Raw genomic sequence first — 26904 nt, 5'->3', positions numbered from 1 at the left:
TTTTTCGTAATGATCTGCAGATACCAGTCCCTGCACTCTTCGTTATATTCCCAATACATTGCCTGTGGGTGCAGTCCTTCGTCGTCAAGCCCACTCAAAAGCTCTCTACCGCACTCGACCATGCCGTTTGTCATAACGCCCTCTTCTACAAGTATTGCTCGATCCATGGTAATACTCCTTTGGGTTGACCAGCGCAGGCGAGGTACAAACATTGTGCCTTCTGCGCCGAGACCGAAAACTGCAAGACCTGCCAAGCTCCCGAATGTTCCGGATTCCAAAAACGAATCACGAATATTTTTGTGGCGGGTTATGATGGAGAGATGAATACAGAAGCGCTACTGGTTGAAGAAGTCGAACCACTCTATGTGGTGCATGAGTCGCCCGTGCATGGGCGCGGCGTTTTCGCGCGCCGGATGATACCGGCCGGCAGCCGCATCATTGAATACACCGGCGAGATCGTCGATTGGGAAGAGTGCTGCCGCCGCACCGAGGAGAAAGGCGGCCCGATCGGGCACACCTTCTTCTTCAGCCTGAACAACGGCATGCTGATCGATGGTGGCATGGGCGGCAACGAAGCCCGCTACATCAACCATTCCTGCGAGCCTAATTGCGAGGCTGAGGAAGATGACGACAGCCGCGTCTACATCTGCTCCTTGCACGACATTGCGGAAGGCGAGGAGCTGAACTACAACTACGGCTTGATTTACGAAGCCCGCCACACCGCCAAGGTGAAGAAGGAATTTGCTTGCTACTGCGGGGCGCCTTCCTGTTCCGGCGTCATGCTGGCGCCGAAGAAGCGTAAGTCCCGCAGCAAGACTTCGACTGAAGCCGCGACTCAGGCTCCGGCTTCAGGCGACTGAGCCTGTTCGACTGGCGCCGATACCGGCGCTGCATCGCTGCGGCTGCGCAAAGCCGAAATACCTTTGAACAGGTGGAAGATCACGTAAGCGTGGAAAGCCACCGGTATCCAGTCTTCGAAGAATGCATAGATCGCGGCGTCGATGACATAAACCGCCAGGCCAACGTAGAAGGCCCACAGCTTTTCGCGCAGCGCGAAATAGCCGATCACGCCGTAATGGCCAATAATCAGCGCCGACAGGATCAGGCCAACCGCCTTCGGGTCGGTGAAGACCGCGCTGACCACCGCCGTCATCCCCAGGCCGACCACGAAGCTGGTATTGCTGCCGGAGTAGAACAGGAACAGGTTGACCAGCGAAAGGCCGGCGATCCACCAGAACCAGCGGGCGCTGGAAGCTACGGTCGGATCGGAAGTGACTGGCGACGACATGGAATTCCCCCTTGAAAATAAGGGTTGCAATTTTAGCAGCAAGAATTCCCTGGACCGAAATAAAAAACGCCCGGCATGCCGGGCGTGTTGTTTTGAAGCCTTACTAAATTACAGCTGGCCCAGCATGGTTTCGGCGTTCGACACTTCGAACTTGCCGCCTTGCTCGACGTTCAGTTGCTTGACCACGCCGTCTTCCACCAGCATCGAATAACGCTGGGAGCGGGTGCCCATGCCAAATTTGGAGAAGTCTGCGTCCAGGCCCAGGGCCTTGGAGTATGCAGCGTTACCGTCGGCCATCATACGGACGGTGCCGGTGGCTTTCTGGTCGCGGCCCCATGCGCCCATGACGAAGGCGTCGTTCACGGAGATGCACCAGATTTCATCCACGCCCTTGGCTTTCAGGTCGGCTGCGTGCTTGACGTAGCCTGGCACGTGCTGTGCGGAGCAGGTTGGGGTGTAGGCGCCTGGCAGGCCGAAGATCGCGATCTTCTTGCCTTTGGTGATGTCCTGTACATTGAAGGTGTTCGGGCCGAGGGAGCAGCCTTCGGTCTCGGTTTCGATGAATTCGGACAGTTGGCCTTCTGGCAGTTTGTCGCCGATCTTGATGGTCATTTCGGGTTCTCCTTCTTGTGAAAACCCAGAGTATAACTCCGCGCCGCCGGATGCGTGATCCGGCGGCGCGGCTGACCTTATTTAGTCAGCCTGCTTGCGGAGGAAGGCAGGAATGTCGTAGGTTTCCATGCCCGACTTGGCCAGTGCGTTCACCTGCTCGGTGGCCGATTCGCGGCGCCACACGGCTGGCTGCTTCTGCACGTCGGCCGAAACGCCGGAGAAACCTGCGGAACCGAAGCCGCCGACTGCTGCAGTCGCTGCGCCGCCGCCCAAGGCTGCGTTGACGTTCAGCGGGCTGCCGCCGTGGGTGCCGGTGCGCAGTTGCTGCTGCGGTACCAGTTGCACGTGCTTCTTGGCTTTACCCAGGCCGGTCGCCACCACGGTCACGCGGATGTCGTCGCCCATGGCGTCGTCGTAGGCGATACCTTGTGCGATCGACGCATCCGGTGCGGCGAAGGCGCGAACGGCAGCCATGACTTCCTTGATTTCCTTACCTTTCAGGCCGCGCGAGGCGGTGACGTTCACCAGCACGCCGCGTGCGCCCGCCAGGTCGACGCCGTCCAGCAGCGGAGAGGCAACTGCCTGCTCGGCGGCCACGCGTGCACGGTCCACGCCGGAAGCGGTGGCGGTACCCATCATCGCCTTGCCCTGCTCGCCCATGATGGTCTTCACGTCGTTGAAGTCGACGTTGATGTGGCCAGGCACGTTGATGATTTCGGCGATACCGGCGACGGCGTTGTTCAGGACGTCGTCAGCGTGCTGCAGCCACTCGATCAGGGACTCGTCTTCGTAGATCTCTTCCAGCTTCTCGTTGCAGATCACGATCAGCGAGTCGACGTTGGCGGACAACTGCTCCAGGCCTGCTTCGGCGATGTCCAGGCATTTCTGGCCTTCGTGCGAGAACGGTTTGGAAACAACGGCCACGGTCAGTGCGCCCTGCTGCTTGGCGATTTCCGCCACGATCGGCGCTGCGCCGGTACCGGTGCCGCCGCCCATGCCGGCAGCGATGAAGACCATGTGCGCGCCGCGCAGCGCATCTTCAATGCGGCTGCGGGATTCTTCTGCCAGCGCGCGGCCGACGTCAGGCTTCATGCCTGCGCCCAGGCCGGTCTCGCCGATCTGGATGATGTTGCTTGCCTTGGAGGTGGCCAGCGCTTGTGCGTCGGTATTGGCAGCGATGAATTCCACGCCGCTCATGCCCTTGTTGATCATGTGCTGGACCGCATTGCCGCCCGCACCGCCAACACCAACGACCTTGATGACCGTTCCCAGTGTTGCGTTGTCTACCATATCAAACTCCATGATGTACTCCTATCTAGAATGCGGTTTTCAAGCGCCAGGCCTCATATCAATAGGAGAACTGGAGATTGAAAACTGCAGGTTTTATTTCAAATTGATTTTAAAAGTTACCCAGGAACCATTCCTTCATGCGCTGCCATACTGCTTTTACCGAACCATCCTGGCGGGTCACAATGTGGCCACGCAGGTACTGCTTCTTCGCTTCCAACAACAGCCCCAACACGGTTGCATAGCGCGGGCTGCGAACCACGTCGGCCAGCTGGCCGCGGTAGTCCGGCGTGCCCAGGCGCGCAGGCTTGAGGAAGATGTCTTCCGCCATCTCCACCATGCCCGGCATGATCGCGGTGCCGCCGGTCAGCACGATGCCCGACGAGAGCACGCCCTCGTAGCCGGACTCGCGCACCACCTGATGCACCATCGCAAACAGTTCTTCCACGCGCGGCTCGATCACGGCGGCCAGCGCCTGGCGCGACAGGTTGCGCGGACCGCGGTCGCCCAGGCCCGGCACTTCCAGGTGCTCGCCTGGATCGGCCAGCACTTGCTTGGCCACGCCGTAGCGGATCTTGATTTCTTCCGCTTCGCCGGTCGGCGTACGCAGCGCCATCGCAATATCGTTCGTGATCTGGTCGCCGGCGATCGGGATCACGGCCGTATGGCGGATCGCACCGTCGCTGAAGACCGCCACGTCGGTGGTGCCGCCGCCGATGTCGATCAGCACTACGCCCAGTTCCTTTTCATCGTTGGTCAGCACCGCGTCGGCCGAGGCCATCGGCTGCAGGATCAGGTCCGACACTTCCAGGCCGCAGCGGCGCACGCACTTGACGATGTTCTGCACCGCGCTCACGGCGCCCGTGACGATATGCACCTTCACTTCCAGGCGGATGCCGCTCATGCCGATCGGCTCGCGCACATCGTCCTGCGAGTCGACGATGAATTCCTGCGGCACCGTGTGCAGCAGCTGCTGGTCGGTCGGGATGTTGACTGCCTTGGCAGTCTCGATCACGCGCGCCACGTCGGTGGCGGTGACTTCCTTGTCCTTGATCGCCACCATGCCGCTGGAATTGAAGCTGCGGATATGGCTGCCGGCGATGCCCGCGTACACATTACGGATCTTGCAGTCGGCCATCAGCTCCGCCTCTTCCAGCGCGCGCTGGATCGATTCGACGGTCGCTTCGATGTTCACCACCACGCCTTTTTTCAGGCCGCTGGACTCGTGCTGGCCCAGGCCAATCACTTCGTGGCGTCCATCGCCCATCACCTCGGCCACCACGGCCACCACTTTGGAGGTGCCGATGTCGAGGCCGACGATCAGGTTCTTAGCGTCTTTAGTCATCTCTATGCCCTGCTTTCAACGTTTCTTCGTATCCGACGGGATCTTCAATCCCGCTGCGCTCAAGGCCAGGCCGTTCTGGTAGCGCATATCAATCGTTTCAATATTCGGCACGCGGGCGGAAATCTGCGGCCAGATCCCGACCAGGCGCTGCACCCGCTGATGCAGGGTGTCATGCGTTGCCTCGCGTCCCAGCGCCACACTGGCGCCGTTGTCCAACTTCACCGTCCACGCATAGCGTCCCGACAGGGCCACTCCCTGCGGCGCCAGCTTGGCCGGTGCAAACCATTGCTTCAACTCGCCATAACGCGCGAGCACTTCCTTTTCGCTGCCGTCCGGGCCGGAAAACTCCGGCAGCTCGTGATCCTCTTCGGCTTCGGCCAGGTTGGCGGTGAAGACATCGCCTTTCACCGACAACAGGCGGCCGTCTTCGCCCCAGGTGCCCAGCGCTTCGTGCTCTTCCAGCTCCACGATCAGCTGGTCTGGCCACTCGCGCCGCACACTGGCACGACGAACCCACGGCACCGACTCGAACACCTTGCGCACCTGGTCCAGGTCCGCCGTGAAGAAGTTGCCGAGCAGGCGACCCTGGGTGCCGTTTCGCAGCGTCAGGTGGTTCACGTGCTTGAACTCCGACTTGTCCATGGTCTCAACGCGGATGGAGCGCAAATCGAATACAGGACGATTCGCGACCCACCACACGCCGGCAGCGGCGCAAGCCAGCACCGACAGCGCGACCAGGCCGCTGGCGGATGCATTCAAGGCTTTTACGTCGTGCCACATAAGTCTTTTCGGTCCTTTACTTCTTCAGCTTCAGTCGTGCGGTGCGCAGAATTTCCACGCACAATTCTTCGTAGCTCACGCCGGTCGCGCGGGCGGCCATCGGCACCAGCGAATGGCTGGTCATGCCTGGCGAGGTATTCACTTCCAGCAGGAATGGCTTCTGGTCCTTTTCGCGCAGCAGCACGTCGACCCGGCCCCAGCCCTCGCAACCAACGGCGCGATAGGCCGCGACGGCCAGTCGCTGCATTTCGTCCTGCATCGCCTGGTCCAGCTGCGGCGGGCAGAAGTACTGGGTGTCGTCTGTGAAGTACTTGTTCTGGTAGTCGTAGTTGCCGGCCGGCGCGACGATCTCCACGATCGGCAGCGCGCGCGCGGTCTTGCCGGTGCCCAGCACGGCGACGGTGAACTCGCGGCCTTCCACGAATTCTTCAGCCAGCACGCAGTCGTCCAGCGCCGCGGCAGCGTCGTAGGCGGCTTGCAGGCCGGCCTTGTCGCTCACCTTGGTGATGCCGATGGTCGAGCCTTCGTGAGGCGGTTTCATGATCAGCGGCAGGCCAAGGCGCGCGGCTTCCGCGTCCAGGTCGGAGTCGGCGCCCAGCACCGCGTATTCCGGGGTCGGCAGGTTTTCGCGCAGCCACAGGATCTTGGTGGTGATCTTGTCCATGCCCACCGAGCTGGCCATGACGCCGGAGCCGGTGTATGGAATGCCGAGCAATTCCAGCGCGCCTTGCAGGCTGCCGTCTTCGCCATAGCGGCCATGCAGCGCGATGAACACGCGGTCGAATTTTTCCGCGGCCAGTTCAGCCAGCGAGCGTTGGCCCGGGTCGAAAGCATGGGCATCCACGCCTTGCGATTGCAGGGCTGCCAGCACGCCGGTGCCGGACATGATGGATACGTCGCGCTCGGCGGACAGGCCGCCCATCAGCACGCCCACCTTGCCGAATGCTTTTGCTTCTTGTGCAGTCAGTTTGGTCATCGCGTCAGACCTTCCAGTTCGTGAGTTTTGCAGGGACGCCGCTGATCGAGCCCGCGCCCATCGTGAGCACGACGTCGCCGTCGCGCACCACGTTCATGATCGTTTCCGGCATGTCGGCGATGTTTTCGACGAATACCGGTTCTACCTTGCCGCGTGCGCGGATCGCATGCGCCAGCGCGCGGCCGTCGGCGGCCACGATCGGGGCTTCGCCCGCCGCATAAACGTCCGACAGCACCAGCACGTCGACGGTGCTCAGGACTTTTGCAAAGTCTTCAAACAGGTCGCGGGTACGGCTGTAGCGGTGCGGCTGGAAGGCCAGCAGCAGGCGGCGGCCAGGATAGGCGGCGCGCGCAGCGGCGGTGGTCACTTCCATTTCAATCGGGTGATGGCCGAAATCGTCCACCAGGGTGAAGCTGCCGCCCGACGGGATGGCCACTTCGCCGTATTTGGTGAAGCGGCGGCCCACGCCGGCGAAGCCTGCCAGGCCAGCTTGCGTCGCGGTATCCGGTACGCCGATTTCGCGCGCGATGGCGACGGCGGAGCAGGCGTTCTGCACGTTATGCAGTCCGGGCTGGTTCAGTACGATGTCCAGGTCCGGGAAGCCCTCCTGCAGCACGGTGAAGTGCATCTGGGTGCCTACGGCGCGCGCGTTGATGGCGCGTACTTCGGCGTCTTCCGCGAAGCCATAGGTGGTCACCGGCTTGGTCACCTGCGGGATGATGGCGCGCACGTGCGGGTCGTCGATGCACAGCATGGCGCGGCCGTAGAACGGCAGGCGGTGCGTGAAGTGCACGAAGGCTTGCTTCAGCTTTTCGAAATCGTGCTCGTAAGTCTCCATATGATCGGCATCGATGTTGGTGATGACTTCGATCATTGGGGTCAGGTTCAGGAAGGACGCATCCGACTCGTCGGCCTCCGCCACCAGGTATTCGCCGGAGCCCAGCTTCGCGTTGGCGCCGGCTGCGGTCAAACGGCCGCCGATCACGAAGGTCGGATCAAGGCCGCCCTCGGCCAGCACGGACGCCACCAGGCTGGTGGTGGTGGTCTTGCCGTGGGTGCCGGCAATGGCGATGCCGCGCTTCAGGCGCATCAGCTCACCGAGCATCACGGCGCGCGGGACGATAGGAATCTTGCGGGCGCGCGCGGCGACCACTTCCGGGTTGTCGGCCTTGACGGCGGTCGAGGTCACGACCGCGTCGGCGTTGCCGATGAAGGCTGCATCGTGGCCCTGGTGCACGGTGGCGCCCATGTCGACCAGGCGCTGGGTTACGGCGTTCGAACCGAGATCCGAGCCGGAGACGTTGTAGCCCAGGGTCACCAGCACTTCGGCGATGCCGCTCATGCCGCTGCCGCCGATGCCGACGAAGTGAATGTTCTTTACTTTATGTTTCATGCAAGTGCTTCCAATTCTTTTGCGATGGCGTCATTCGCATCGCGCTTGCCCACTGCGAGCGCGGCGGCCGCCATCTTTTGACAGGTATTGCGGTTCAAAGTCTGCAACAGTGCTGCCAGGCTTTCCGGATTCAACTCCGTCTGCGGCATATGGATGGATGCGCCCTGCTTCGCCATCCACTGCGCGTTGTCGCGCTGGTGGCTGGTCGTCGAGGCCACCAGGGGAACCAGCACGCTGGCCACGCCAGCTGCCGTCAGTTCCGACACGGTGATGGCGCCGGCGCGGCAGATCACGATATCCGCCTGCGCGTAAGCGCTCGCCATGTCGTCGATAAAATCGACCACGTTCGCTTCCACATGCGCCTGCGCGTAAGCCGCGCGCAGGGCTTCAATATTCTTCTTGCCCGACTGGTGGCTCACCAGCGGACGCTGTTCCGGCGCGATCAACGCCAGTGCGGCCGGCAACGCATCGTTTAGCGCCTTGGCGCCCAGGCTGCCGCCCACCACCAGGATGCGCAGCACGCCTTCACGGCCGGCGAAACGCTGCTCCGGCGCCGGCATTGCCAGGATTTCCTTGCGCACCGGATTGCCGGTGACGACCGCCTTGCCTGCAGCGGCGCCGAATTCCGCCGGGAAGCCGAAGAAAACTTTCTTCGACATCGGCGCCAGCGTCTTGTTCGACAGCAGCAGGGCTGCATCGGCATTCACCAGGGCCAGCGGCACGCCGCGCAGCTTCGCCATCAGTCCGCCCGGCACGCAAACGTAGCCTCCCATGCCCAGCACCACGTCCGGCTTGCGCTTGCCGATGAAGCGGAAGCAGTCCAGGAAGGCGCCAATCATCTTGAAGCCGCCGCTGATGGTGTGCATCAGGCCTTTGCCGCGCATGCCGCTGAAGTGGACCACGTCCATCTCCACGTTATGCTTCGGCACCAGGTCCGTTTCCATGCCGTGCGACGTGCCGAGCCAGGAAACTTCCCAGCCACGTGCAAGCATGGCCTGCGCAATTGCCAGGCCAGGGAAAATGTGGCCGCCGGTGCCGGCTGCCATGATCATCAAGCGCTTGCTCACAGGCGACCTCCCCGCATCATGACCCGGTTTTCGTAGTCGATCCGCAGCAGGATCGCCAGGCCCACGCAGTTGATAATGATGCCGGTGCCGCCATAACTCATGAGCGGCAGCGTCAGGCCCTTGGTCGGCAGCAGGCCGAGGTTTACGCCCATATTGATAAACGTCTGTACACCGATCCAGATGCCGATGCCTTTTGCGGCCAGGCCTGCGAAGGTCTGGTCGATGGCAATCGCCTGGCGGCCGATGTCGAAAGCACGTTTGACGATCCAGTAGAACATACCGATGGTGACCAGCACGCCGACCATGCCCAGCTCTTCGCCGATCACGGCCAGCAGGAAGTCGGTGTGGGCCTCCGGCAGGTAGTGCAGCTTCTCGACGCTGGCGCCCAGGCCTACGCCGCCGATTTCGCCGCGGCCGAAGGCGATCAGCGAGTGCGTCAGCTGGTATGCCTTGTTCAGCGCGTTCTCTTCTTCCCACGGATTCAGGTAGGCGAACAGGCGCGCGCGGCGGAATGGCGAGAGCCAGATAATCGTCACAAAGATCAGCACCAGCATGCCCGCAATGCCCCCGAACCAGACCGCGTTCACGCCGCCCAGGAACAGGATGCCCATGGCGATGCAGACAATCACGCCGAAGGCGCCCAAGTCCGGCTCCAACAGCAGCAAGAGGCCGACGAAGGCCACAGCCAGCGCCATCGGCGCGAAGCCCTTGGAAAGGCGGTGCATGAATTCCTGCTTGCGCACGGTGTAGTCAGCCGCGTACAGCACGATGAAGAGCTTCATCAGTTCCGACGGCTGGAACTGGAATACTTTCAGTGTCAGCCAGCGGCGGCCGCCGTTGACGTTCACGCCCAGGCCCGGGATCAGCACCAGCACCAGCGCCACCAGGGTGGCGATGAACAGGTAAGGCGCGGCCCTCTGCCAGTCTTCCACGCGCACCCGGAAGGCGACAGCTGCCGCCACCATCGCGATGCCGATGAAGACCGCCTGGCGTTGCACGAAGTAGTAGTTCTTATAGGCGGCGAATTTCGGCGAATCCGGCAGCGCGATCGACGCCGAATACACCATCACCATGCCGAACAGCATAAGCAGCAGCACCGACCATACCAGCGGCTGGTCGTATTCCATCATCTTCGAATGGCGTGCGCGTCCATCCAGCGGAGCTGGGGACTCGGCGCCACCGAAGCGGAATGGAAGCTGGATCGCCATCAGATCTCCTGCCCCGCATCAAGCGCAATCTCGCGCACGGTGTCGATGAACACCTGCGCGCGGTGCGCGTAGTTCTTGAACATGTCCAGGCTGGCGCAAGCCGGCGACAGCAGCACGGCATCGCCCGCGTGGGCCAGCGCCGAGGCGCGCTTGGTCGCTTCTTCCAGCGTAGCGAAATCTTCCATCGGCACGCCGGTCGGTTCCAGCGCGGTGCGGATAGCCGGTGCATCGCGGCCGATCAGCACCACGGCGCGCACAAAGCGGCGCACAGGATTCGCCAGAGGATCGAATTCCTGGCCTTTGCCGTCGCCGCCCATGACCACCACCAGCTTCTGCTCGCCGGCGAAAGCCTGGCCAAGGCCTACCAGTGCTGCGACAGTCGCGCCCACATTGGTGCCCTTGGAGTCATCGTAGTAATCGACGCCATTGATCGATGCGACCAGCTCCACGCGGTGCGGCTGGCCTTTGTATTCGCGCAGGCCGTGCAGCAGCGGTGCAAACGGCAGGCCGATGGCGCGGCACAGTGCCAGCGCCGCCAGCGCGTTGGAAGCGTTGTGCGTGCCGCGGATCTGCAGCGCGTCGGCCGGCATCAACCTCTTGGAGTAGCACTCAACCGGCGGCGGAGGCGGGTCGTTCTTCTTGCGGCGCTTCGGCGGCTCGGTGTCGTCGGTCGGTTCGGCGGTAGCGAGCCAGTACACGCCACGCTCGTTGACCAGTCCGAAGGAGTGGGCCAGTTCCGGCGCATCGGTGCCGAAGGTGACGTTTTCACCAGTCGGGTTGGACATCGCCATGGTCCATTTGTCGTCGCGGTTCAGCACGCGCACAGTGTCTTCGCCGAAGATGCGTTTCTTGTCGTCGGCGTAGGCTTGCATGCTGCCGTGCCAGTCCAGGTGGTCCTGGGTCACGTTCAGCACGGTGGCGGCGTCGGCATTCAGGCTGTAGGTCGTGTGCAGCTGGAAGCTGGACAGCTCGAGCACCCAGGCTTGCGGCAGGCTATCGTTCTCCATCACTTCACGCAGCACGTCCAGCGCCGCCGGGCTGATATTGCCGGCCACGCGCACCGACATACCGGCGCGTTCGCACAGCTGGCCGGTCAGGCTGGTGACCGTGGTCTTGCCGTTGGTGCCGGTGATGGCGATGACTTTCGGCTCGTAGGCGCGGTCTTCCTTCAGCCATTTCAGTGCCTGCGCGAACAGCTCGATCTCGCCCCAGACGGGAATACCCTTCTCCGCCGCGGCAGGGATGATCTCGGCCAGTTCCTTGTTCGGACCCAGGCCAGGGCTGGCGCAGACAAAGTCCACGCCGTCCAGCAGCGCCGCATTGAACGGGCCGGCGATGAACTGCGTACCCGGCAACTGCTCGCGCAGCAGCGGCAGGCGGTCCGGCACTGGGCGCGTATCGGCAACGCGCAGCAGTGCGCCGCAGCGCGCCAGCCAGTGCGCCATCGCCAGGCCCGATTCCCCGAGCCCCAGTACCAGTGCAATTTTGCCGTTATAAATCATCAGCGCAGTTTCAAAGTAGACAGGCCAACCAGGACCAGCATCATCGTGATGATCCAGAAGCGCACGACAACCTGGGTTTCTTTCCAACCCTTCTGTTCAAAGTGGTGGTGCAAGGGCGCCATCAGGAACACACGGCGGCCAACGCCATAGCGCTTCTTGGTGTACTTGAACCAGCCCACCTGGATGATCACGGACAGCGTTTCGGCAACGAAGATGCCGCCCATGATGAACAGGACGATTTCCTGGCGCACGATCACCGCGATCGTGCCGAGCGCGCCGCCCAGCGCCAATGCACCGACGTCGCCCATGAAGACCTGCGCGGGGTGCGCGTTGTACCACAGGAAGGCCAGGCCGGCGCCCGCCATCGCACCGCAGAAGATGATCAGCTCACCCGCGCCAGGAATGTGGGGGATGAACAGGTATTTCGAATACGTCGCGGAACCGGTCAGGTAGGCGAACAGGCCCAGGGCCGAACCCACCATCACGGTCGGCATGATGGCCAGGCCGTCCAGGCCGTCGGTAAAGTTCACGGCGTTGGAGGTGCCGACGATCACGCAGTACGTCAGCGCGATGAAGCCCCACACGCCCAGCGGATAGCTGATGGTCTTCACGAACGGCACGATCAGGTCGGCCTTTGGCGGCAGGTCCATGGAGAAGCCAGACTGCACCCACTGGAAGAACAGCTCAAACACTTTTGCCGGGGTAGGCGCGGACACCGAGAACGCCAGGTAAAGGGCGGCAGCGATGCCGACCAGCGACTGCCAGAAGTATTTTTCAGCCGAACGCATGCCTTCCGGATCCTGGCGCACCACCTTGCGGTAGTCGTCCACCCAGCCCACGGCGCCGAAGCCCATGGTCACGATCATCACAGGCCAGATCAAGCGATTCGACCAGTCGCACCACAGCACGGTGGCAACACCGACGGCGATCAGCAGCAGCACGCCGCCCATGGTTGGGGTGCCATGCTTCTTCAGGTGGGTCTGAGGACCGTCGGTACGTACCGCCTGGCCGTACTTCATGACGGTCAGTTTGCGAATCACGGCGGGGCCGGCAATCAGGCCGATCAGCAGGGCCGTGATGGTAGCCATCACGGCGCGGAAGGTGATGTAGTTAAAGAGGCGGAAAGCCCCAATGTCGTCCTGCAGGATTTGAGCGAGCCAAAGCAGCATGATTAGTGTGATTCCTTTGTTGCGTGTTGCGATCCAATCAAATGCTGCACGACCCGTTCCATCTTCATGAAGCGGGAGCCCTTGATCAATACGGTTGCATCCGGCGTTACTGCGGCGCTTACGGCCTGCAGCAGCGCGTCGAATTCTTGGTGGTGCTGGGCATGCGGCGCCATGTGGGCGGCCAGCGTGCCGGTGGCGAAGAAGTGCTCGATGCCTTTACTTGCGGCGTAGGCTGCGACTTCTTCATGGAACTCCTTGCCTTGCGTGCCGACTTCACCCATGTCGCCCAGCACCAGAATGCGCGGCGCTTTTGCCTTGGCCAGCACGTCGATGGCGGCGCGCACGGAGTCCGGGTTGGCGTTGTAGGTATCGTCGATCAGCAGCGCACCGTTAGAGGTCTGCTTTTTCTGCAGGCGGCCGTTTACCGGCGCGAAAGCCTCCAGGCCCGTGCGGATGGTGGAGGTGTCGATGCCGGCGGCATAGGTACAGGCGATGGCGGCCAGCGCGTTGCGCACATTGTGCTCGCCGGCAGCCTGCAGCGAGACGCTGAAGTGGCGCGGCACGGCATCGGGTGCGGCGAAGGATGCCGCTGCGCCATGGCCGATGGCCTGCGCAGTGGCCGCAGGGCGCACCGTCACTTCCAGCTCGGCGCCGAAGTCGCCAGAGGTGTACGTGCAGCTCACGTTGGCGGCGGCGTCCAGGCCGAAAGTCAGGACGCGGCGGCCGATGGACAGTTCACGCCAGACCGGGGTGAATTCGTCGCCATGCGGGAACACGGCCACGCCGTCGCCCGGCAGCGCGAACAACACACTGCCATTCTCGCGCGCTACCGCTTCAACGGTGTGCATGAATTCCTGGTGTTCGCGCTGGGCGTTGTTCACCATGCCGATAGTCGGCGCTGCGATGGCGCTCAGGCGGCCGATTTCGCCCGGATGGTTCATGCCCAGTTCCACCACGGCGGATCGGTGCGACGCATCAAGGCGGAACAGCGTCAACGGCACGCCGATCTCATTATTCAGGTTGCCGCGCGTTGCCAGGCGGCCGTCTTCGCCATGGGCGGCGGCCAGGATGGAGGCGATCATTTCCTTGACGGTGGTCTTGCCGTTCGAGCCGGTGACGCCGATCACGGGCAGCGTGAACTGCTTGCGCCAGTAATTGGCGATCTGGCCCAGGGCGACCAAGGTGTCCGGCACTACGATGGCGGGCAGGGTCCAGCCTTCCGGCAGCTTGTCGACGACGACAGCGGCGACGCCCTTCTCCACCACCTGCGGCAGGAAGTCGTGGGCGTCGAACACTTCGCCGCGCAAAGCGACGAAAAGCTGGCCGGCGCCGACCGTTCTGGTGTCGGTGGACACGCCGTCAAAGTCCAGCGCCAGCGCGGCGTCATTGGTCAGCACACCATGATGCAGGTGCGCGCCGGTCAGCGCTGGAAGGATGTGGGCAATGGTGCTGCGCATCAGTGCGGCCTCATCATGGTCAAGCGTGCTGACAACGCCAGTTGCGCGTGCTCGGCATCCGAGAACGGCATCTTGCGGCCCTTGATTTCCTGATAGGGCTCATGTCCCTTCCCTGCCAGCAAGATCACGTCCGCTTTGCCGGCATTGCGCACGGCGGACAGGATCGCGGCAGCGCGGTCTTCCACCGTCATGAATTCCGAATTCGGATTTTCACGGTCCATGCCGGCGACGATCTGGCGGATGATCTCGGCCGGTTCTTCGCTGCGCGGATTGTCGCTGGTGACCAGCACATGTTCCGCCATCTGCGAGATGCGGCCCATCTGCGGACGTTTGCCCGGATCGCGGTCGCCGCCGCAGCCGAACACGCACCACAGGTGGCCGCCACGGTCGTTGGCGACGGAACGCAGGGCTTCCAGCGTTTTTTCAAGTGCATCCGGCGTGTGCGCATAGTCGATCACGACCATCGGTGCTTCCTGGCCGCCGATCTGCTGCATGCGGCCCGGGGCCGGCTGCAGCGATTCGATGCCATCGATGGCGGTCCGGAAGGCGACGCCTTTCGCCAGAAGCGCAGCCAGCACGGCCAGCGCGTTGCTGACATTGAACGGGCCGACCAGCTGGGTGCGCACGTGCGCGTGGCCGAAGGTCGAATCCAGGTTGAATTCAGTACCCAGGTTGCGGCTGCGCAGCGAGCTGGCGCGCAGCATCGAAATGCCCTGCACGTTCGGCTGCGCCTTGATGTCTTTCAGCGTATAGCCGATGATGACCGGCTTGCGCGGCGTCTTAGATGCCTTGATGTGGGCGATCAGGCGATGGCCCATCGGATCGTCCAGGTTCACGACGGCGTGCTTCAGGCCAGGCCAGTCGAACAGGATGGTCTTGGCGGCTTCGTAGTTTGCTTCGTCGCCGTGGTAATCCAGGTGGTCGCGGGTCAGGTTGGTGAAGACGGCCACGTCGAAGTGCATGCCCTCGGTACGGCCCTGGTGCAGGCCGATTGACGATGCTTCGATCGCCAGCGCACCAGCGCCGTCGGCGTGTACTTCCTTCAGTTTTTGGGCCAGCAGCACGGCATCCGGCGTGGTGTAGCCGGTTTCGTCGAATTCCACTTCGCCGCGGGCGCGGAACATGCCTACGCCCAGCGTGCCAATGACTGCGGTCGTTTCGCCGACTTTCGCCAGCGCCTGGCCGGTCCAAACCGCACAGGAAGTCTTGCCGTTAGTGCCGGTGACGGCCACAGTGAACATGCTTGCATCGGGCTGTCCGTACCATGCGTGCGCGATCGGGCCAGCTTGTTTCTTCAGTCCCGCCACGGCGAGGTGCGGCACAGTGTGCGCTTCATCCCAAGCGTAATCGGTATCGTCGTACACCACGGCGGCAGCGCCGTTGGCAATGGCTGCGGCAATGAAAGTGCGGCCATCCTTGGCATCGCCAGGATAGGCAAAGAATACGTCGCCGGCCTTGATGCGGCGCGAGTCGGACGCCAGCTGCGCATTTGGCGCTGCCTCGCGCATCCAGCTGATAATGTCTTGATGGGTCATCGTCGTCATTTACATGGCCTCCGGTCCGGTATCGGTCGGCACCACGATTTCCGTGATGCTCGAATCAGGAGGCACATTAGAGGCGCGCAATGCGTTGATTGCGACAGCCGCGAAAGTTGGTGCTGCGACCGAGCCGCCGAAGTGGCCATTCTGGGTCGGTTCGTCGATCATGACTGCAATGATGAAGCGCGGCGCCGACATCGGCACCATGCCGACGAAGGAACCAATGTACTTGCGCGGCATGGCGTAGCGGCCGTTCTCGACCTTGTAGGCGGTACCGGTCTTGCCGCCTACGCGGTAGCCTGGAATCTGGGCTTTCTTGGCCGTGCCGTCCTTGCCGGACACCACGGTCTCCAGCATCTCGCGCATCTGCGCGGCGGTCTGCGGCTTGATGATCTGCTGGCCCAGCGGCTCCTTGTCGACCTTCTCAAACGACAAAGGAATGGTGTCACCATTCCGGGCAAACATCATGTAGGAGCGGGCCAGCTGTATCAGCGACACCGAGATACCATTACCGTAGCTCATGGTCGCCTGTTCGATAGGCCGCCATGATTTATAAGGCCGTACCCGCCCCGCCACTGCACCGGGGAAGCCCCACTTCGGCTGCTGGCCGAAGCCGACCTTGGTGAACATTTCCCACATATCCTGGGCCGGCATGCTGAGCGCGATTTTCGACGTGCCGATATTGGACGACATCTCAATGATCTGCCCCACATTGATCACGCCGTGGGCCTTGGTATCCGAGATCGTCTTGTCGAGAATCGTGTACTTGCCGCCGCCGGTGTCGATCAGGGTGGATGGCTTGACGCGGCCGGTGTCCAGCGCCAGCGACACGGTGATCGGCTTCAGCGTGGAACCCGGCTCGAAGGTATCGGTCATCACCCGGTTACGCAGCTGCGCGCCGGTCAGGTTGCGGCGGTCGTTCGGGTCGTAGCTTGGGTAGTTTGCCAGCGCCAGCACTTCACCGGTATGCACGTCCAGCACCACGGCGCCGCCAGCCTTGGCGCCGAAATGCTCGACTGCCTGTTTCAGCTGGGTGAAGGCGATGTACTGGATCTTGCTGTCCACCGACAGCACCACGTCCTTGCCATTGTGCGGTTCGATCTTGCCGCCGATGTCTTCGACGATGTGGCCGCGGCCATCCTTGATCACACGGCGCGAGCCAGGCTTGCCGACCAGGTTGTTCTGCTGCGCCAGTTCCATCGATTCCTGGCCGCGGTCGTCCACGTTGGTGAAGCCCACCAGGTGGGTCATGACTTCGCCCTGCGGATAGAAGCGCTTGTACTCTGGACGGATATCCATGCCGTCCAGGTCCAGCGCTTTGATCTTATCAGCGGTTTCCACCTCGACCTGGCGCTTCAGGTAAACCAGGTTGCGGTCGGAGTCGAGCTTCTTGCGCAGTTCGGCCTCGCTCATCTCCAGCAGGCCGGCCAGGGCGCGCAGTTTTTCTTTCGGTGCTGCCAGCACTTCCTCCGGCGCTGCCCAGATGGCGCGCACAGGAATGGACGAAGCCAGCACCTGGCCATTGCGGTCGGTGATCTTGCCGCGCACTGCCGGCAGCTCCTGCGTGCGCTGGTAGCGATTGGCGCCCTCCTTCTGCAGGAACTGCTGCTGGCTTGAAGTGCCCTGCAGCCAGACTGCGCGCGCCGCCAGCGCGGCGAACGCGACGAAGATCACGAACAGCACGACGCGCGAACGCCAGCTTGGCAGGCGCACCGCCAATACCGGGCTCTTGGAGAAGGACACGCCTTGCGAGCGTGCCACGCGTGCTGGTCCGGTTCCGCTGGAGCGCGTCACTTGTCGCCCTCCGTCAGGTATTGGGTGCGGTTCGGCGTGAGCTGGGTCATGTTCAGTTCACGGCGGGCGATTTCTTCGATACGGGCGTGCTTGCCCAGCGTGGACTGGTCCAGCTGCAGCTGCGACCATTCGGTATCGAGCTGTTTGGCTTGCGTGTTCGCGCGCTCCAGGTCCACGAACAGGTGGCGCGCCTGGTATTGCGCGTTAACGGTCGACAGGCCGCAAGCGACCAGGAATGCCGTCAATACGATATTGAGCTTGTTACTCATTGCGCCCCCCCGTGGAAGGCAGGCGCATGGCAACGCGCATCACAGCCGAACGTGCGCGCGGGTTTTCCTCAACCTCTTTATCGGAAGGCTTGATACGGGCCAGCAGTTTCAACTCCGGCTGCGGCAGGTCGACCGCCTTGATCGGCAGGCGCCGGTCGGGCTGCTCCACCTTGGCCTTGGAAGCGAGGAATTGCTTGACCATGCGGTCTTCCAGCGAATGGAAGCTGATGACGGCCAGGATGCCGCCCGGCTTCAGGGCGTTGAAAGCCTGGCTCAGGGCCGATTCAAGGTCCTCAAGCTCTTTATTGACGAAAATCCGGATAGCCTGAAAGGTGCGGGTCGCAGGGTCCTTGCCCTTCTCGCGAGTCTTGACCGCGCCTGCCACGATACCGGCAAGCTGTCGTGTGCTTGAAATTGGTTCGACTGCCCGGCGAGCAACAATCGCCTTTGCAATCTGAAAAGCAAACCGTTCTTCCCCATAATCCCTTATCACCTTTTCCAGTGTTTTTTCTGATTCTGTGGCCAGCCACTCGGCGGCGGAGATACCACGCGTGGTATCCATGCGCATGTCGAGCGGGCCATCGTTGCGGAAGCTGAAGCCGCGCGCAGCATCGTCTACTTGTGGCGACGAGATGCCGAGGTCCAGCAAAATGCCGTCGACGGCGGGAATGCCGCGTTCGGCCAGCGCATCCGCCATGGTGGCGAAGCTGTCATGCACGATGGTGAATCGCTTGTCGCCGATGGTTTCGGCGTTGGCGATAGCTTGTAAATCTTTGTCGAAGGCGATCAGGCGGGCTTCCGGGCCCAGGCGGGACAGGATCAGGCGGCTATGGCCGCCGCGGCCGAACGTTCCATCTATATAGATGCCGTTGGCGCGCTCGCCTTTCAGGTCGAGCGCATCCACCGCTTCATCTAACAGCACCGTACGATGCTGGAATTCTGGCACCGAGGTCGTCGTCATGGTGAGTCGGGCCTCAGAAGGAGAAATCGGACAGGGTATCGGGCATGCCAACCTCGATGGTGGCTTGCTCGTTGGCGGCACGCTTGACCGGATCCCAGATCTCGAAGTGGGTCAGCATGCCGGACAGCACGACTTCGCGGCCCAGGCCGACGGCGTCGCGCAATTCAGGCGCCACCAGGATGCGGCCGGCCGAATCCATCTCGACGTCGGCGGCATTGCCCAGCAGGATACGCTGCCAGCCGCGGGCCGACATCGGCCAGGCTGCGATCTGGTCGCGTTTGGCTTCCCAGACATGGCGCGGGTACATCAGCAGGCAGCCATCCGGGTGTTTGGTAAGCGTGAGCCGTCCTTCACACTGAATCATCAGTGCGTCACGATGCTTGGCCGGGATGGACATCCTGCCTTTCGCATCTAATGTGATCGCGGACGCGCCTTGGAACACGACTTAACCTTATCTAAAAAATCCCACAAAACTACACTTTTTCACACTGTCGCCCACTTTAGAGGATGCTCACAAGCCGGTCAAGCGATTTTCCCAAGTGAAAACACCGATTTGTCCAATGAAATTAAGGACTTAGCGCCATTCCTTGAGAAATAGCAGCGCTAAAAACCATTGAGAAATTAGGGACTTATGGAAGATAGTGAAAGTGCTACTTCACATGCAAAGATGGCGAAACGTGAAAAAAATGACTAAAAATAAATTTGGAAATCGGCGTTTGGTTGCCTGATGACAACGACACTTTAGCAAATTAGCAACAAGTGCCGAGAGCTCCGTTTGGCGGAAGAACGACTGCCTGCCACGCTTTGCGCGTGATCTGCTACCTCTAAAAAAATTTGCCGCCCAGGGGAACTGGGCGGCAACTTGTATAGACAAATGGCGTTGCCGCCGCTTGCCACCATTATACGGCTTGGGCCGCTATTTAATCGTAAGTGACGCCTACCGTGACACCGCTGAACGGCTGCTTCGCTTCCAGCACAATGTAATACCACTGGTTCGCGACCGGACTTGCGATGCTGATATTTTCAGCATTGCCGGCATTGGCCGAAGCATAGTCGTAGGAAGTGGTGCTCGGATAGCGGTTCAGGGCCACGTACATATTCATGTCGCCCGTGCCGCCGGCGCTCATGATCTTCACGTTTTTGGCGCCGGCCGGCACGATCAGGTGCAGGTAGGTGCGGCTGCCGGACGACAGGTTGCGGATAGCGCAGTTCTTGCCAAGGTAGGTCGGCGAGGCCTGGCCGCTGCAAGTCGGCAGGTTCGACACGGTATCCGGCATTGGCGGCTCGCCGGCGGTGGTGGCCGCATCGGCCCAGGTGGCGAACTCGCTGTCGTAACGGGTACCAATGCCTTGCATGAAGTTGTTGTAGCGGCTGTAATCACCGACGCGGAAATTGGCCAGGGCCTGGTCGACGTCCGCACGGTGGCGCTCCATCATGAAGCGCGTCGCCATGTAACCCCAACGGTAGGCGCGGTCCTGGTAATCCGACATCGAGTAGGTGTTGCCGAAGATATCGCTCAGGCGGTACTTGCGGCTACGCGCCATGTCGATCGCCGCCTGGTTGTTATTCTTCAGCGACAAGTACTCCGCAACGCCTTCGATCCACCACACGGTAGGCACGGTAGTGGCTGCGCCGAAGTCACCGTACATATCGAAACGGCCGTCGATATAGTGCACGAATTCGTGCTCCAGGTTCCATACCTTGAAGGTCGGACGCAGCCACGATGCCTCGTGGGCGATGAAGCGCGCCTGGTTGCCCGCAACCGAAGGGTCGCCTTCCAGGTACATGCCGCCGTTATTGGTGTCGATGCCGTAGATCACGCTCGCGTACTTGCTGTAGTTGGTGTAATCGTCGAACACCACCAGTTCCAGCGAGGTGTTGTTGTCATGCGCGACCGGGGTGCTATTGGTCTGCAGCATGGCGTGGGCGTAGGTTTCTTCCGTCGCCAGCGAGGAGCAGATCTGCTGCACCTGGTCCGAAGTGACGTCCTGCGCGCGCAGGCGCAGCGTCGGGCTGCAGCTGTAGGTCGTTTTCAGCACGGCATTGGCCAGCTGCTGCTCGAAGTTACATGTTCCGTACTGGCCGCAGTTGGCGTTGTCGTAGTATTTGACCGCTTGCGCAGCAGCCAGCCACATTTCGCTGTCCGCGCCCAGCATAGTGCTGGTGTTCAGCGTGTTCTGCACCATCGGCTTCACCTGCGGCTTCAGGCCGGCGTACTGCATGAAGCGGAAGGTCTCGTTCGACGCATCGGTCAGCTGATAGCTGGCGTTGGTGCCCAACAGCGCCGACTTGTTGGCGGTGATGAAACCGTACAGGGTGCTGGCGTATGAAATATCGTTCGACAGGGTCGTGCCTACATCGGGCATGGTATGCGCGCGGAACAGCACATTCAGGGCGCCAGTCATGCCGCCGCCCGCACTGTCCTGCTTCAGCGGCTCCGCTGCCGTCGTTGTGGTGCCGTTATTGGTGAAGCGGGTAATCGTCGCTTTCACATCGGGCAGGTACTGCACCTCGTCGTGCATATTGGTGATCAGGCGCCAGGTCTCCGCCGCCGTCGTCGATGCCACGGTGTTGTTGGAATACAGGCTGCTGCCACGCACCGCGCTGTGAAGGGCGGCGCGCAGAGGTGCACGTACCGATTCCGTCAGCGCGGGGATAGTGCCGTTGCTGGCCTGGTAGTAGCCTGCGCGCAGATAGAGCACCAGGTTGACCAGCTTCATGTTGGTGCCGTTGTAGCTGGCCGCTTCGCTGGCCATGCGGCTGGCGACAGCGCTTACATTGGCGCTCGAATAGATCGTCGTGGCCAGGGCTGGAGCAGCGGAGAACAGCGGATAAGTACATTCGTAGTCCGGCAGCGTAGCCACGTATTCAGCCAGCGCCGCGCCACTGTAGCTGGCCAGCGTGTTCATGTCCTTGCACTGCGTTGTAGCTACTGCAGGCGCCACGCTGGCCTTCATATTGCGCGGCATCAGGTCATTGCGCGGCTTGCGCGTTGGCGCCAGGTCGTACTTGCTTTGCTCCACGGTTGGCGGCAGGGTTTGCCGCTGGTGCGGCGCAGGGGCCTGCTTCAGTTTCTGCTCGTGGCCATCGCCTTCGTGCTTACCTGCTGCTTGCACAGCGGCGCTGGACAGCATGGCGGCCAGCAGGCCGGCCATGCCGATTGGGTGCAACTTCATATCTCCACCTCTTGTCGTTGTTAAATGGGAGAGCCCATGCTAACGAGGTGGAGCGGCGCGCTTTCAAGCGTGCGCGCCGTTAGTGTGATTTCGCTGAATCAGGCAGCGTGAACTGCACAGGAAATGGGCGAAAAAGCGACAGGTTGGCGCGTGCCGGAACCATTTCGGTACTGGCTTGGCGTGTAACCCGTCATCGCTTTGAACTGGCGGCTGAAGGCGCTATGGTCCGTGTAGCCGCATTCGCGGGCGATGTCGGCGATGCTGCGGCCAGGGTGGGCTTCGATCAGCGTCAGCGCACCTTCCAGGCGCGATTGCAGCAGCAACTGGCGCGGGCTGTAGCGGAATACTTTCTGGAACAGGCGCTCAACGCGGGCCAGCGAGAGGCCTTCTTCGCGCGCCAGGTCGGCCAGGTTCAGTTGCTGGTGGAAGTTCTCGCGGATGCGCTGGGCGATGCGCGCCACCTGGCGGTACACAGGGTGCTGCTCGTCGACCAGGCCCAGGTCGTGCGAGGTGCCGACCAGGCCCACGATATCGCCCTGCTCATTGCGCAGCGGGGTCTTATGCGTCAGGCACCAGCCGCGGCGGCGGTTCGGGTAGAGGTGCAGCTCAAGGTGCTTTTCAATGGTGGCGCCCATCTCGATCACCTGGCGGTCCTGCGCCTCATAGGCTGCAGCCAATGGATGCGGATGCACGTCCATCACGGTCTTGCCGAGGATGTCGGACTTGTTGCGCAGGCCGCAGCGGCGTGCCAGCGTATTGTTCACGGCCACATAGCGGCCATCTCGGTCCTTCACAAAGAAGGCCACTTCGGTCAGCGCGTCGAACAGTTTTTCGATCGCGTCCAGCTCCACGCTCCACGGACGGTCCATCATAAAGGTGTCTCCCATGCTTTGGCGCGCTCTGTGGCGCGATTCCATTTTGCCAGCAACTCGGCCCTCTGGTCACCCCCCATATTCGGCGTGAAGCGGCGCTCGCACGCCCACTGTTTCGCGATTTCTTCCTGCGATTCCCAGAAACCGACGGCCAGGCCGGCCAGGTAGGCAGCACCCAGAGCCGTGGTTTCGGTGACCTTCGGCCGCAGCACTGGAACGCCCAATAAATCGGACTGGAACTGCATCAGCATATCGTTGCGGGCTGCGCCGCCATCCGCGCGCACTTCCGTCACCGGCATGGAGGCATCTTTCTGCATTGCGGCCAGCAGTTCGGCGCTCTGGTAGGCGATCGATTCCACGGCGGCGCGGGCAATGTGCGCCTTGTTGCTGCCGCGCGTCAAGCCGACGATAGTACCGCGCGCATACGGGTCCCAGTGCGGCGCGCCCAGGCCGACGAAGGCCGGCACCAGGAATACACCGCCGCTGTCAGGCACGCTGCCGGCCAGCGCTTCCACTTCGCTCGAGTGCTGGATGATGCCCAGGCCATCGCGCAGCCATTGCACCGTGGCGCCGCCCATGAAGACCGAGCCTTCCAGCATGTAGTCGGTTTCGCCGTCGACACGCCAGCCAACGGTGGAGAGCAGGCGGTTATGCGAGGTACGCGGATGGCGGCCGGCGTTCATCAGCATGAAGCATCCGGTGCCATAGGTGTTCTTCACCATGCCGGGCTGGTGGCAGGCCTGGCCGAAGGTCGCGGCCTGCTGGTCGCCCGCGATGCCGGCAACCGGGATCGCTTGGCCGAACAGCGTTTCGCGCGTGGTGCCCACTTCCTCACTGGAGGAGACCACTTGCGGCAGCATTTCTTCCGGAATGTCGAACAGTTCGAGCAGGTCGGAGTCCCAGCGCATCAGGTGGATGTTGAACAGCATGGTGCGCGAGGCGTTGGACACGTCGGTGACGTGCACGCCGCACAGCTTCCACGCCAGCCAGGAGTCGATGGTACCGAAGCACAGCGCGCCCTTGCGTGCACGCTCGCGCGCGCCGGGCACGTGGTCCAGGATCCATTTGACCTTGGTGGCGGAGAAGTAAGCGTCCAGCTCAAGGCCGGTCGCGTCGCAAATCATTTTGGCCTTGCCGGCCGCGCGCAGCTCTTCGCAGTAATCCGCAGTGCGGCGATCCTGCCAGACGATGGCGGGCGCGATCGGCTCGCCGGTCTTGCGATCCCATACGACGGTAGTTTCGCGCTGGTTGGTGATGCCGATGGCGCGCACCTTTTTCACGTCGAAGTCCTGCAGGACCTTGCGCGCTACCGTGAGCTGGCTGTTCCAGATTTCGTTGGGGTCGTGCTCAACCCAGCCGGGCTGAGGGAAGTGCTGGGGAAATTCCTGCGCCGCGCATCCTGCGATTTTTCCTTCGTGGTCGAACAGGATGGCGCGCGAACTGGTTGTGCCCTGGTCCAGGGCGAGGATGTATTGAGTCATCTCTCAAGAATTAGTTGAAGCAAGCCGATAGGCCGGATTTTGTTACGGCACCCGAAGGTGCTATGACAGCCATTCCTCTAGGCGACGGATTACTCCGCCGCTCAAGCTTTCTACCCGCACGCTCCGCGAGCAACATCATCGCGTGCCTATTTGAAATTGCACCAGGTGGAGGTTACCGCGTTTCACCGTAACTTAATACGCTCGTCTCTGTGGCCCTATTCCTCGCCTTATAGTCTTGCGACCTTTCAGCGGACGGCCGTTAACCGTCACCCCGCTCTGTGGAGTCCGGACCTTCCTCCCGCCCATGTCTTGCAACATGAGCCAGCGGCTGTCTGGCTTGCTTCGGGCGATATTCTACCAGTTTAATTTCGGGGTCAGGTCCTGACACCTGACACGGCTCAGCCGTGTTGGGTGTTGGACCCTGACTCCGCCCGTATAAATCCCGTATAAATTGGTGTCGCAAAACCGAAAGCTATTTCTCTAGAGCAGGCATAGAATGCCAAATCCATGTATAAGAAGGCAAGTACCATGACGCAAACTCCTCGTTCCGGCGGCCAGATCCTGGTCGATGCGCTGAAGATCCACGGCACCGACACCGCCTTCGGCGTGCCCGGCGAAAGCTACCTGGACGTGCTCGATGCCCTGCACGAATCCGGCATCCGCTTCATCATCAACCGCCAGGAGGGCGGCGCCGCCTTCATGGCCGACGCCTACGGCAAGATGACCGGTAAGCCGGGCATCTGCTTCGTCACCCGCGGCCCGGGCGCCACCAATGCCTCGATCGGCGTGCACACCGCCTTCCAGGATTCGACCCCGATGATCCTGTTCATCGGCCAGGTCGGCAGCGATTTCATGGACCGCGAAGCCTTCCAGGAAGTGGACTACCGCCGCATGTTCGGCCAGATGGCGAAATGGGTCGCCCAGATCGACCGCGCCGACCGCATCCCTGAATACATCGCCCGCGCCTACCAGGTCGCCACCAGCGGCCGACCTGGCCCGGTCGTACTGGCCCTGCCGGAAGACATGCTGACCCACAAAGCCACCGTGACCGACACCCGCGCCTACGTGCCGACCCAGGGCGCACCGTCCGCGCCGCAAATCGCTCAGCTGCGCCAGATGCTATCTGAAGCCAAGCGCCCTATGCTGCTGCTTGGCGGCGGCGGCTGGAACGAGCAAGCCACCAGCGATATCCGCAAGTTCGCCGAAGCGAACAAGCTGCCGGTCGGCTGCGCTTTCCGCTTCCAAGACCTGCTGGACAACACCCACCCGAACTATATCGGCGACGTCGGCATCGGCATCAACCCGAAGCTGGCCGCACGCGTGAAAGAAGCCGACGTGCTGATCGCCATCGGCCCGCGCCTGGGTGAGATGACCACCAGCGGCTACTCCATCATCGCTTCGCCGGTACCGCAACAACGCCTGGTGCACATCCACGCCAGCCCGGAAGAACTGGGCAGCGTGTACCAGGGCGAATTGATGATCGCCTCCGGCATGCCGCAAGCAGCGGCAATGCTGGCAGCAATGGAGCCGGTGGATTCGAGCGCATGGCGCGACAGCGTGGAACTGGCACGTGCCGAATACAACGCATGGCAGCAGCAGCCGACCATCTTCAAGGACAACAACGCCCCGCTGAACCTGTGGCAGGTAGTGCAGGAACTGAAGGCGCAGTGCCCGGCCGACACCATCATCACCAACGGCGCCGGCAACTACGCCACCTGGGCGCATCGCTACTGGCAATACGGCCAGGCGCGCACCCAGCTGGCGCCAACCAGCGGCGCTATGGGCTATTCCGTGCCATCCGGCGTAGCCGCCAAGATTATCGATCCTGCGCGTACGGTGGTGACGTTTGCGGGCGACGGCGAATACATGATGAACGGCCAGGAACTGGCAACTGCCGTGCAGTACAAGGCGGGCGTGCTCATCATCGTGTTCAATAACCAGATGTTCGGCACCATCCGCATGCACCAGGAACGTGAATACCCTGGCCGCGTTTCCGGCACCACCTTGCACAATCCGGACTTCGCCGCAGTGGCGCGCGCCTTCGGCGGCCATGGCGAAACCGTTGCGGCGACCGAGGAATTCGCGCCGGCACTGCAGCGCGCCCTGGCCTTCACCCGCGAGCAGAACCTGCCGGCGATCATCGAGCTGCGTTACGACGGCAACCTGATCACCCCAGGCGCAACCCTCGACACCATCCGCAAACAGGCTGTCGCGGCAGGCAAGTAATCAATCCGTGCCCCGCCGCTTCGGCGCGGGGCAGTTCTTACAGGCTTTTGCCTGGCGCGAGAAGTCGCGCACCTTCGCCAGCACCATCGGCTGCGACTGATCCTCGCAATAGCCGCCATCCAGCGTCAACGTTTCGCCATCGGAAGAGAACTTGCCGCTGATGGTGCGCTCCTCCTCCCCTTCCAGCACGGTGAAGTACATCATCTTCCCGCGCGGATCGATATTGACATCAGTGGCAACCAAGGGCCAGCTCAGGCCACCGGCCGTGTACTCGTAAATCACCGAGTCAGCTTCGGCAAAACGCTGCAGCGTAATGCGCTGCCCGCCGAATTCGCTGCTGCTTTCGTGGACGCACAAGTCCGAATACACCATCACGCCGTAGCGCGGCAAGCCGGCACTGGCGTGCGGAGTAGCCGCGCGCTTACCCGGCGCAGCAAAGGCCGCAGTCAGCGCAATCAAGGTGCAGGCGGCGAAACCGCCGATCAGTATATGTTTTCGCATAT

General features: G+C 62.1%; 23 protein-coding genes and 1 other RNA gene. 2 read left to right on the top strand and 22 right to left on the bottom strand.

The features are described 5' to 3' along the window. The first annotated feature begins 320 nt into the window (after nucleotides 1-320). Complete coding sequence (locus tag AC1RTP_RS23625; protein ID WP_498611079.1) at nucleotides 321-860, top strand: SET domain-containing protein; 540 nt, start codon at nucleotides 321-323, stop codon at nucleotides 858-860. Here the strand turns inward: AC1RTP_RS23625 and AC1RTP_RS23620 are convergent. The 21 genes from AC1RTP_RS23620 to rnpB all read right to left on the bottom strand — a co-directional run bounded on the left by AC1RTP_RS23620 (nucleotide 836) and on the right by rnpB (nucleotide 24519). After that, nucleotides 836-1288 carry a hypothetical protein gene (locus tag AC1RTP_RS23620; protein WP_498611077.1) on the bottom strand — a complete coding sequence of 151 codons (453 nt, stop codon included), beginning with the start codon at nucleotides 1286-1288 and terminating at the stop codon, nucleotides 836-838. The genes AC1RTP_RS23625 and AC1RTP_RS23620 overlap by 25 nt on opposite strands. A gap of 108 nt (nucleotides 1289-1396) precedes the next feature. After that, nucleotides 1397-1900: a peroxiredoxin gene (locus tag AC1RTP_RS23615; RefSeq protein ID WP_057261919.1), complete on the bottom strand. Its 504-nt coding sequence runs from the start codon at nucleotides 1898-1900 to the stop codon at nucleotides 1397-1399. Nucleotides 1901-1981: 81 nt separating this feature from the next. Next, a complete protein-coding gene (gene ftsZ, locus AC1RTP_RS23610) occupies nucleotides 1982-3202 on the bottom strand; it encodes a cell division protein FtsZ (protein WP_498611075.1) in 1221 nt (406 codons plus the stop codon). A gap of 97 nt (nucleotides 3203-3299) precedes the next feature. Next, on the bottom strand, nucleotides 3300-4532 hold the full coding sequence (gene ftsA, locus AC1RTP_RS23605; protein ID WP_155455388.1) for a cell division protein FtsA: 1233 nt from the start codon (nucleotides 4530-4532) through the stop codon (nucleotides 3300-3302). 15 nt (nucleotides 4533-4547) lie between these two features. After that, a complete protein-coding gene (locus AC1RTP_RS23600) occupies nucleotides 4548-5312 on the bottom strand; it encodes a cell division protein FtsQ/DivIB (RefSeq protein WP_498611073.1) in 765 nt (254 codons plus the stop codon). A gap of 16 nt (nucleotides 5313-5328) precedes the next feature. Then, nucleotides 5329-6288 (bottom strand): D-alanine--D-alanine ligase, encoded by a 960-nt coding sequence (locus AC1RTP_RS23595; RefSeq protein ID WP_498611071.1) that lies wholly within the window; start codon nucleotides 6286-6288, stop codon nucleotides 5329-5331. Between the two features lie 4 nt (nucleotides 6289-6292). Next, nucleotides 6293-7681 carry a UDP-N-acetylmuramate--L-alanine ligase gene (murC, locus tag AC1RTP_RS23590; RefSeq protein WP_498611069.1) on the bottom strand — a complete coding sequence of 463 codons (1389 nt, stop codon included), beginning with the start codon at nucleotides 7679-7681 and terminating at the stop codon, nucleotides 6293-6295. Next, a complete protein-coding gene (gene murG / locus AC1RTP_RS23585; protein ID WP_498611130.1) occupies nucleotides 7678-8733 on the bottom strand; it encodes an undecaprenyldiphospho-muramoylpentapeptide beta-N-acetylglucosaminyltransferase in 1056 nt (351 codons plus the stop codon). The genes murC and murG overlap by 4 nt, the downstream gene beginning before the upstream one ends. Before the next feature lie 11 nt (nucleotides 8734-8744). After that, nucleotides 8745-9956 (bottom strand): putative lipid II flippase FtsW, encoded by a 1212-nt coding sequence (ftsW, locus tag AC1RTP_RS23580; protein ID WP_498611067.1) that lies wholly within the window; start codon nucleotides 9954-9956, stop codon nucleotides 8745-8747. Beyond that, a complete protein-coding gene (gene murD / locus AC1RTP_RS23575; RefSeq protein WP_498611066.1) occupies nucleotides 9956-11458 on the bottom strand; it encodes a UDP-N-acetylmuramoyl-L-alanine--D-glutamate ligase in 1503 nt (500 codons plus the stop codon). The genes ftsW and murD overlap by 1 nt, the downstream gene beginning before the upstream one ends. Next, a complete protein-coding gene (gene mraY, locus AC1RTP_RS23570; RefSeq protein WP_498611064.1) occupies nucleotides 11458-12627 on the bottom strand; it encodes a phospho-N-acetylmuramoyl-pentapeptide-transferase in 1170 nt (389 codons plus the stop codon). Before mraY ends, murD begins: the two co-directional genes overlap by 1 nt. A gap of 2 nt (nucleotides 12628-12629) precedes the next feature. Then, nucleotides 12630-14084 (bottom strand): UDP-N-acetylmuramoyl-tripeptide--D-alanyl-D-alanine ligase, encoded by a 1455-nt coding sequence (locus AC1RTP_RS23565; protein WP_498611063.1) that lies wholly within the window; start codon nucleotides 14082-14084, stop codon nucleotides 12630-12632. Further along, entirely contained in the window at nucleotides 14084-15628 is a 1545-nt protein-coding gene (locus tag AC1RTP_RS23560; protein ID WP_498611061.1) for a UDP-N-acetylmuramoyl-L-alanyl-D-glutamate--2,6-diaminopimelate ligase, read from the bottom strand. Before AC1RTP_RS23560 ends, AC1RTP_RS23565 begins: the two co-directional genes overlap by 1 nt. After that, entirely contained in the window at nucleotides 15629-17416 is a 1788-nt protein-coding gene (locus AC1RTP_RS23555) for a peptidoglycan D,D-transpeptidase FtsI family protein (RefSeq protein WP_498611059.1), read from the bottom strand. Continuing rightward, nucleotides 17413-17685 carry a cell division protein FtsL gene (ftsL, locus tag AC1RTP_RS23550; RefSeq protein WP_498611057.1) on the bottom strand — a complete coding sequence of 91 codons (273 nt, stop codon included), beginning with the start codon at nucleotides 17683-17685 and terminating at the stop codon, nucleotides 17413-17415. Before ftsL ends, AC1RTP_RS23555 begins: the two co-directional genes overlap by 4 nt. Then, a complete protein-coding gene (rsmH, locus tag AC1RTP_RS23545) occupies nucleotides 17678-18673 on the bottom strand; it encodes a 16S rRNA (cytosine(1402)-N(4))-methyltransferase RsmH (RefSeq protein WP_498611129.1) in 996 nt (331 codons plus the stop codon). Before rsmH ends, ftsL begins: the two co-directional genes overlap by 8 nt. Next, entirely contained in the window at nucleotides 18660-19088 is a 429-nt protein-coding gene (gene mraZ, locus AC1RTP_RS23540; protein WP_498611056.1) for a division/cell wall cluster transcriptional repressor MraZ, read from the bottom strand. The genes rsmH and mraZ overlap by 14 nt, the downstream gene beginning before the upstream one ends. A gap of 478 nt (nucleotides 19089-19566) precedes the next feature. Then, a complete protein-coding gene (locus tag AC1RTP_RS23535; RefSeq protein ID WP_498611054.1) occupies nucleotides 19567-21822 on the bottom strand; it encodes a M9 family metallopeptidase in 2256 nt (751 codons plus the stop codon). Between the two features lie 98 nt (nucleotides 21823-21920). Further along, nucleotides 21921-22694 carry a PAS domain-containing protein gene (locus tag AC1RTP_RS23530; RefSeq protein WP_498611053.1) on the bottom strand — a complete coding sequence of 258 codons (774 nt, stop codon included), beginning with the start codon at nucleotides 22692-22694 and terminating at the stop codon, nucleotides 21921-21923. Then, nucleotides 22691-24175 carry a glycerol kinase GlpK gene (glpK, locus tag AC1RTP_RS23525; RefSeq protein WP_498611051.1) on the bottom strand — a complete coding sequence of 495 codons (1485 nt, stop codon included), beginning with the start codon at nucleotides 24173-24175 and terminating at the stop codon, nucleotides 22691-22693. Before glpK ends, AC1RTP_RS23530 begins: the two co-directional genes overlap by 4 nt. A 12-nt stretch (nucleotides 24176-24187) precedes the next feature. Then, nucleotides 24188-24519: RNase P RNA component class A (rnpB, locus tag AC1RTP_RS23520), an RNA gene on the bottom strand. Nucleotides 24520-24703: 184 nt separating this feature from the next. Between rnpB and AC1RTP_RS23515 the strand changes: the two genes are divergently transcribed. Beyond that, nucleotides 24704-26401, top strand: a complete 1698-nt coding sequence (locus tag AC1RTP_RS23515; RefSeq protein ID WP_498611049.1) for a thiamine pyrophosphate-binding protein — start codon at nucleotides 24704-24706, stop codon at nucleotides 26399-26401. On the opposite strand, the gene AC1RTP_RS23510 is transcribed toward AC1RTP_RS23515, so the two are convergent. Next, nucleotides 26402-26902 carry a hypothetical protein gene (locus AC1RTP_RS23510; RefSeq protein ID WP_498611047.1) on the bottom strand — a complete coding sequence of 167 codons (501 nt, stop codon included), beginning with the start codon at nucleotides 26900-26902 and terminating at the stop codon, nucleotides 26402-26404. Nucleotides 26903-26904 lie beyond the last annotated feature (2 nt).

It is taken from the genome of Pseudoduganella sp. GW821-FHT11H04 (genome assembly GCF_058807935.1).
The sequence above is the reverse complement of the archived record's forward strand: the minus strand, read 5'-3'. Positions and strand labels throughout refer to the sequence as shown.

What these genes read in the sequence shown, in the direction of transcription:
- AC1RTP_RS23625 (WP_498611079.1), top strand. Translation starts at nt 321, where the DNA reads ATGAATACAGAAGCGCTACTGGTTGAAGAAGTCGAACCACTCTATGTG.
- AC1RTP_RS23620 (WP_498611077.1), bottom strand. Translation starts at nt 1,288, where the DNA reads ATGTCGTCGCCAGTCACTTCCGATCCGACCGTAGCTTCCAGCGCCCGC.
- AC1RTP_RS23615 (WP_057261919.1), bottom strand. Translation starts at nt 1,900, where the DNA reads ATGACCATCAAGATCGGCGACAAACTGCCAGAAGGCCAACTGTCCGAA.
- ftsZ (WP_498611075.1), bottom strand. Translation starts at nt 3,202, where the DNA reads ATGGAGTTTGATATGGTAGACAACGCAACACTGGGAACGGTCATCAAG.
- ftsA (WP_155455388.1), bottom strand. Translation starts at nt 4,532, where the DNA reads ATGACTAAAGACGCTAAGAACCTGATCGTCGGCCTCGACATCGGCACC.
- AC1RTP_RS23600 (WP_498611073.1), bottom strand. Translation starts at nt 5,312, where the DNA reads ATGTGGCACGACGTAAAAGCCTTGAATGCATCCGCCAGCGGCCTGGTC.
- AC1RTP_RS23595 (WP_498611071.1), bottom strand. Translation starts at nt 6,288, where the DNA reads ATGACCAAACTGACTGCACAAGAAGCAAAAGCATTCGGCAAGGTGGGC.
- murC (WP_498611069.1), bottom strand. Translation starts at nt 7,681, where the DNA reads ATGAAACATAAAGTAAAGAACATTCACTTCGTCGGCATCGGCGGCAGC.
- murG (WP_498611130.1), bottom strand. Translation starts at nt 8,733, where the DNA reads ATGATCATGGCAGCCGGCACCGGCGGCCACATTTTCCCTGGCCTGGCA.
- ftsW (WP_498611067.1), bottom strand. Translation starts at nt 9,956, where the DNA reads ATGGCGATCCAGCTTCCATTCCGCTTCGGTGGCGCCGAGTCCCCAGCT.
- murD (WP_498611066.1), bottom strand. Translation starts at nt 11,458, where the DNA reads ATGATTTATAACGGCAAAATTGCACTGGTACTGGGGCTCGGGGAATCG.
- mraY (WP_498611064.1), bottom strand. Translation starts at nt 12,627, where the DNA reads ATGCTGCTTTGGCTCGCTCAAATCCTGCAGGACGACATTGGGGCTTTC.
- AC1RTP_RS23565 (WP_498611063.1), bottom strand. Translation starts at nt 14,084, where the DNA reads ATGCGCAGCACCATTGCCCACATCCTTCCAGCGCTGACCGGCGCGCAC.
- AC1RTP_RS23560 (WP_498611061.1), bottom strand. Translation starts at nt 15,628, where the DNA reads ATGACGACGATGACCCATCAAGACATTATCAGCTGGATGCGCGAGGCA.
- ftsL (WP_498611057.1), bottom strand. Translation starts at nt 17,685, where the DNA reads ATGAGTAACAAGCTCAATATCGTATTGACGGCATTCCTGGTCGCTTGC.
- AC1RTP_RS23535 (WP_498611054.1), bottom strand. Translation starts at nt 21,822, where the DNA reads ATGAAGTTGCACCCAATCGGCATGGCCGGCCTGCTGGCCGCCATGCTG.
- AC1RTP_RS23530 (WP_498611053.1), bottom strand. Translation starts at nt 22,694, where the DNA reads ATGATGGACCGTCCGTGGAGCGTGGAGCTGGACGCGATCGAAAAACTG.
- glpK (WP_498611051.1), bottom strand. Translation starts at nt 24,175, where the DNA reads ATGACTCAATACATCCTCGCCCTGGACCAGGGCACAACCAGTTCGCGC.
- AC1RTP_RS23515 (WP_498611049.1), top strand. Translation starts at nt 24,704, where the DNA reads ATGACGCAAACTCCTCGTTCCGGCGGCCAGATCCTGGTCGATGCGCTG.
- AC1RTP_RS23510 (WP_498611047.1), bottom strand. Translation starts at nt 26,902, where the DNA reads ATGCGAAAACATATACTGATCGGCGGTTTCGCCGCCTGCACCTTGATT.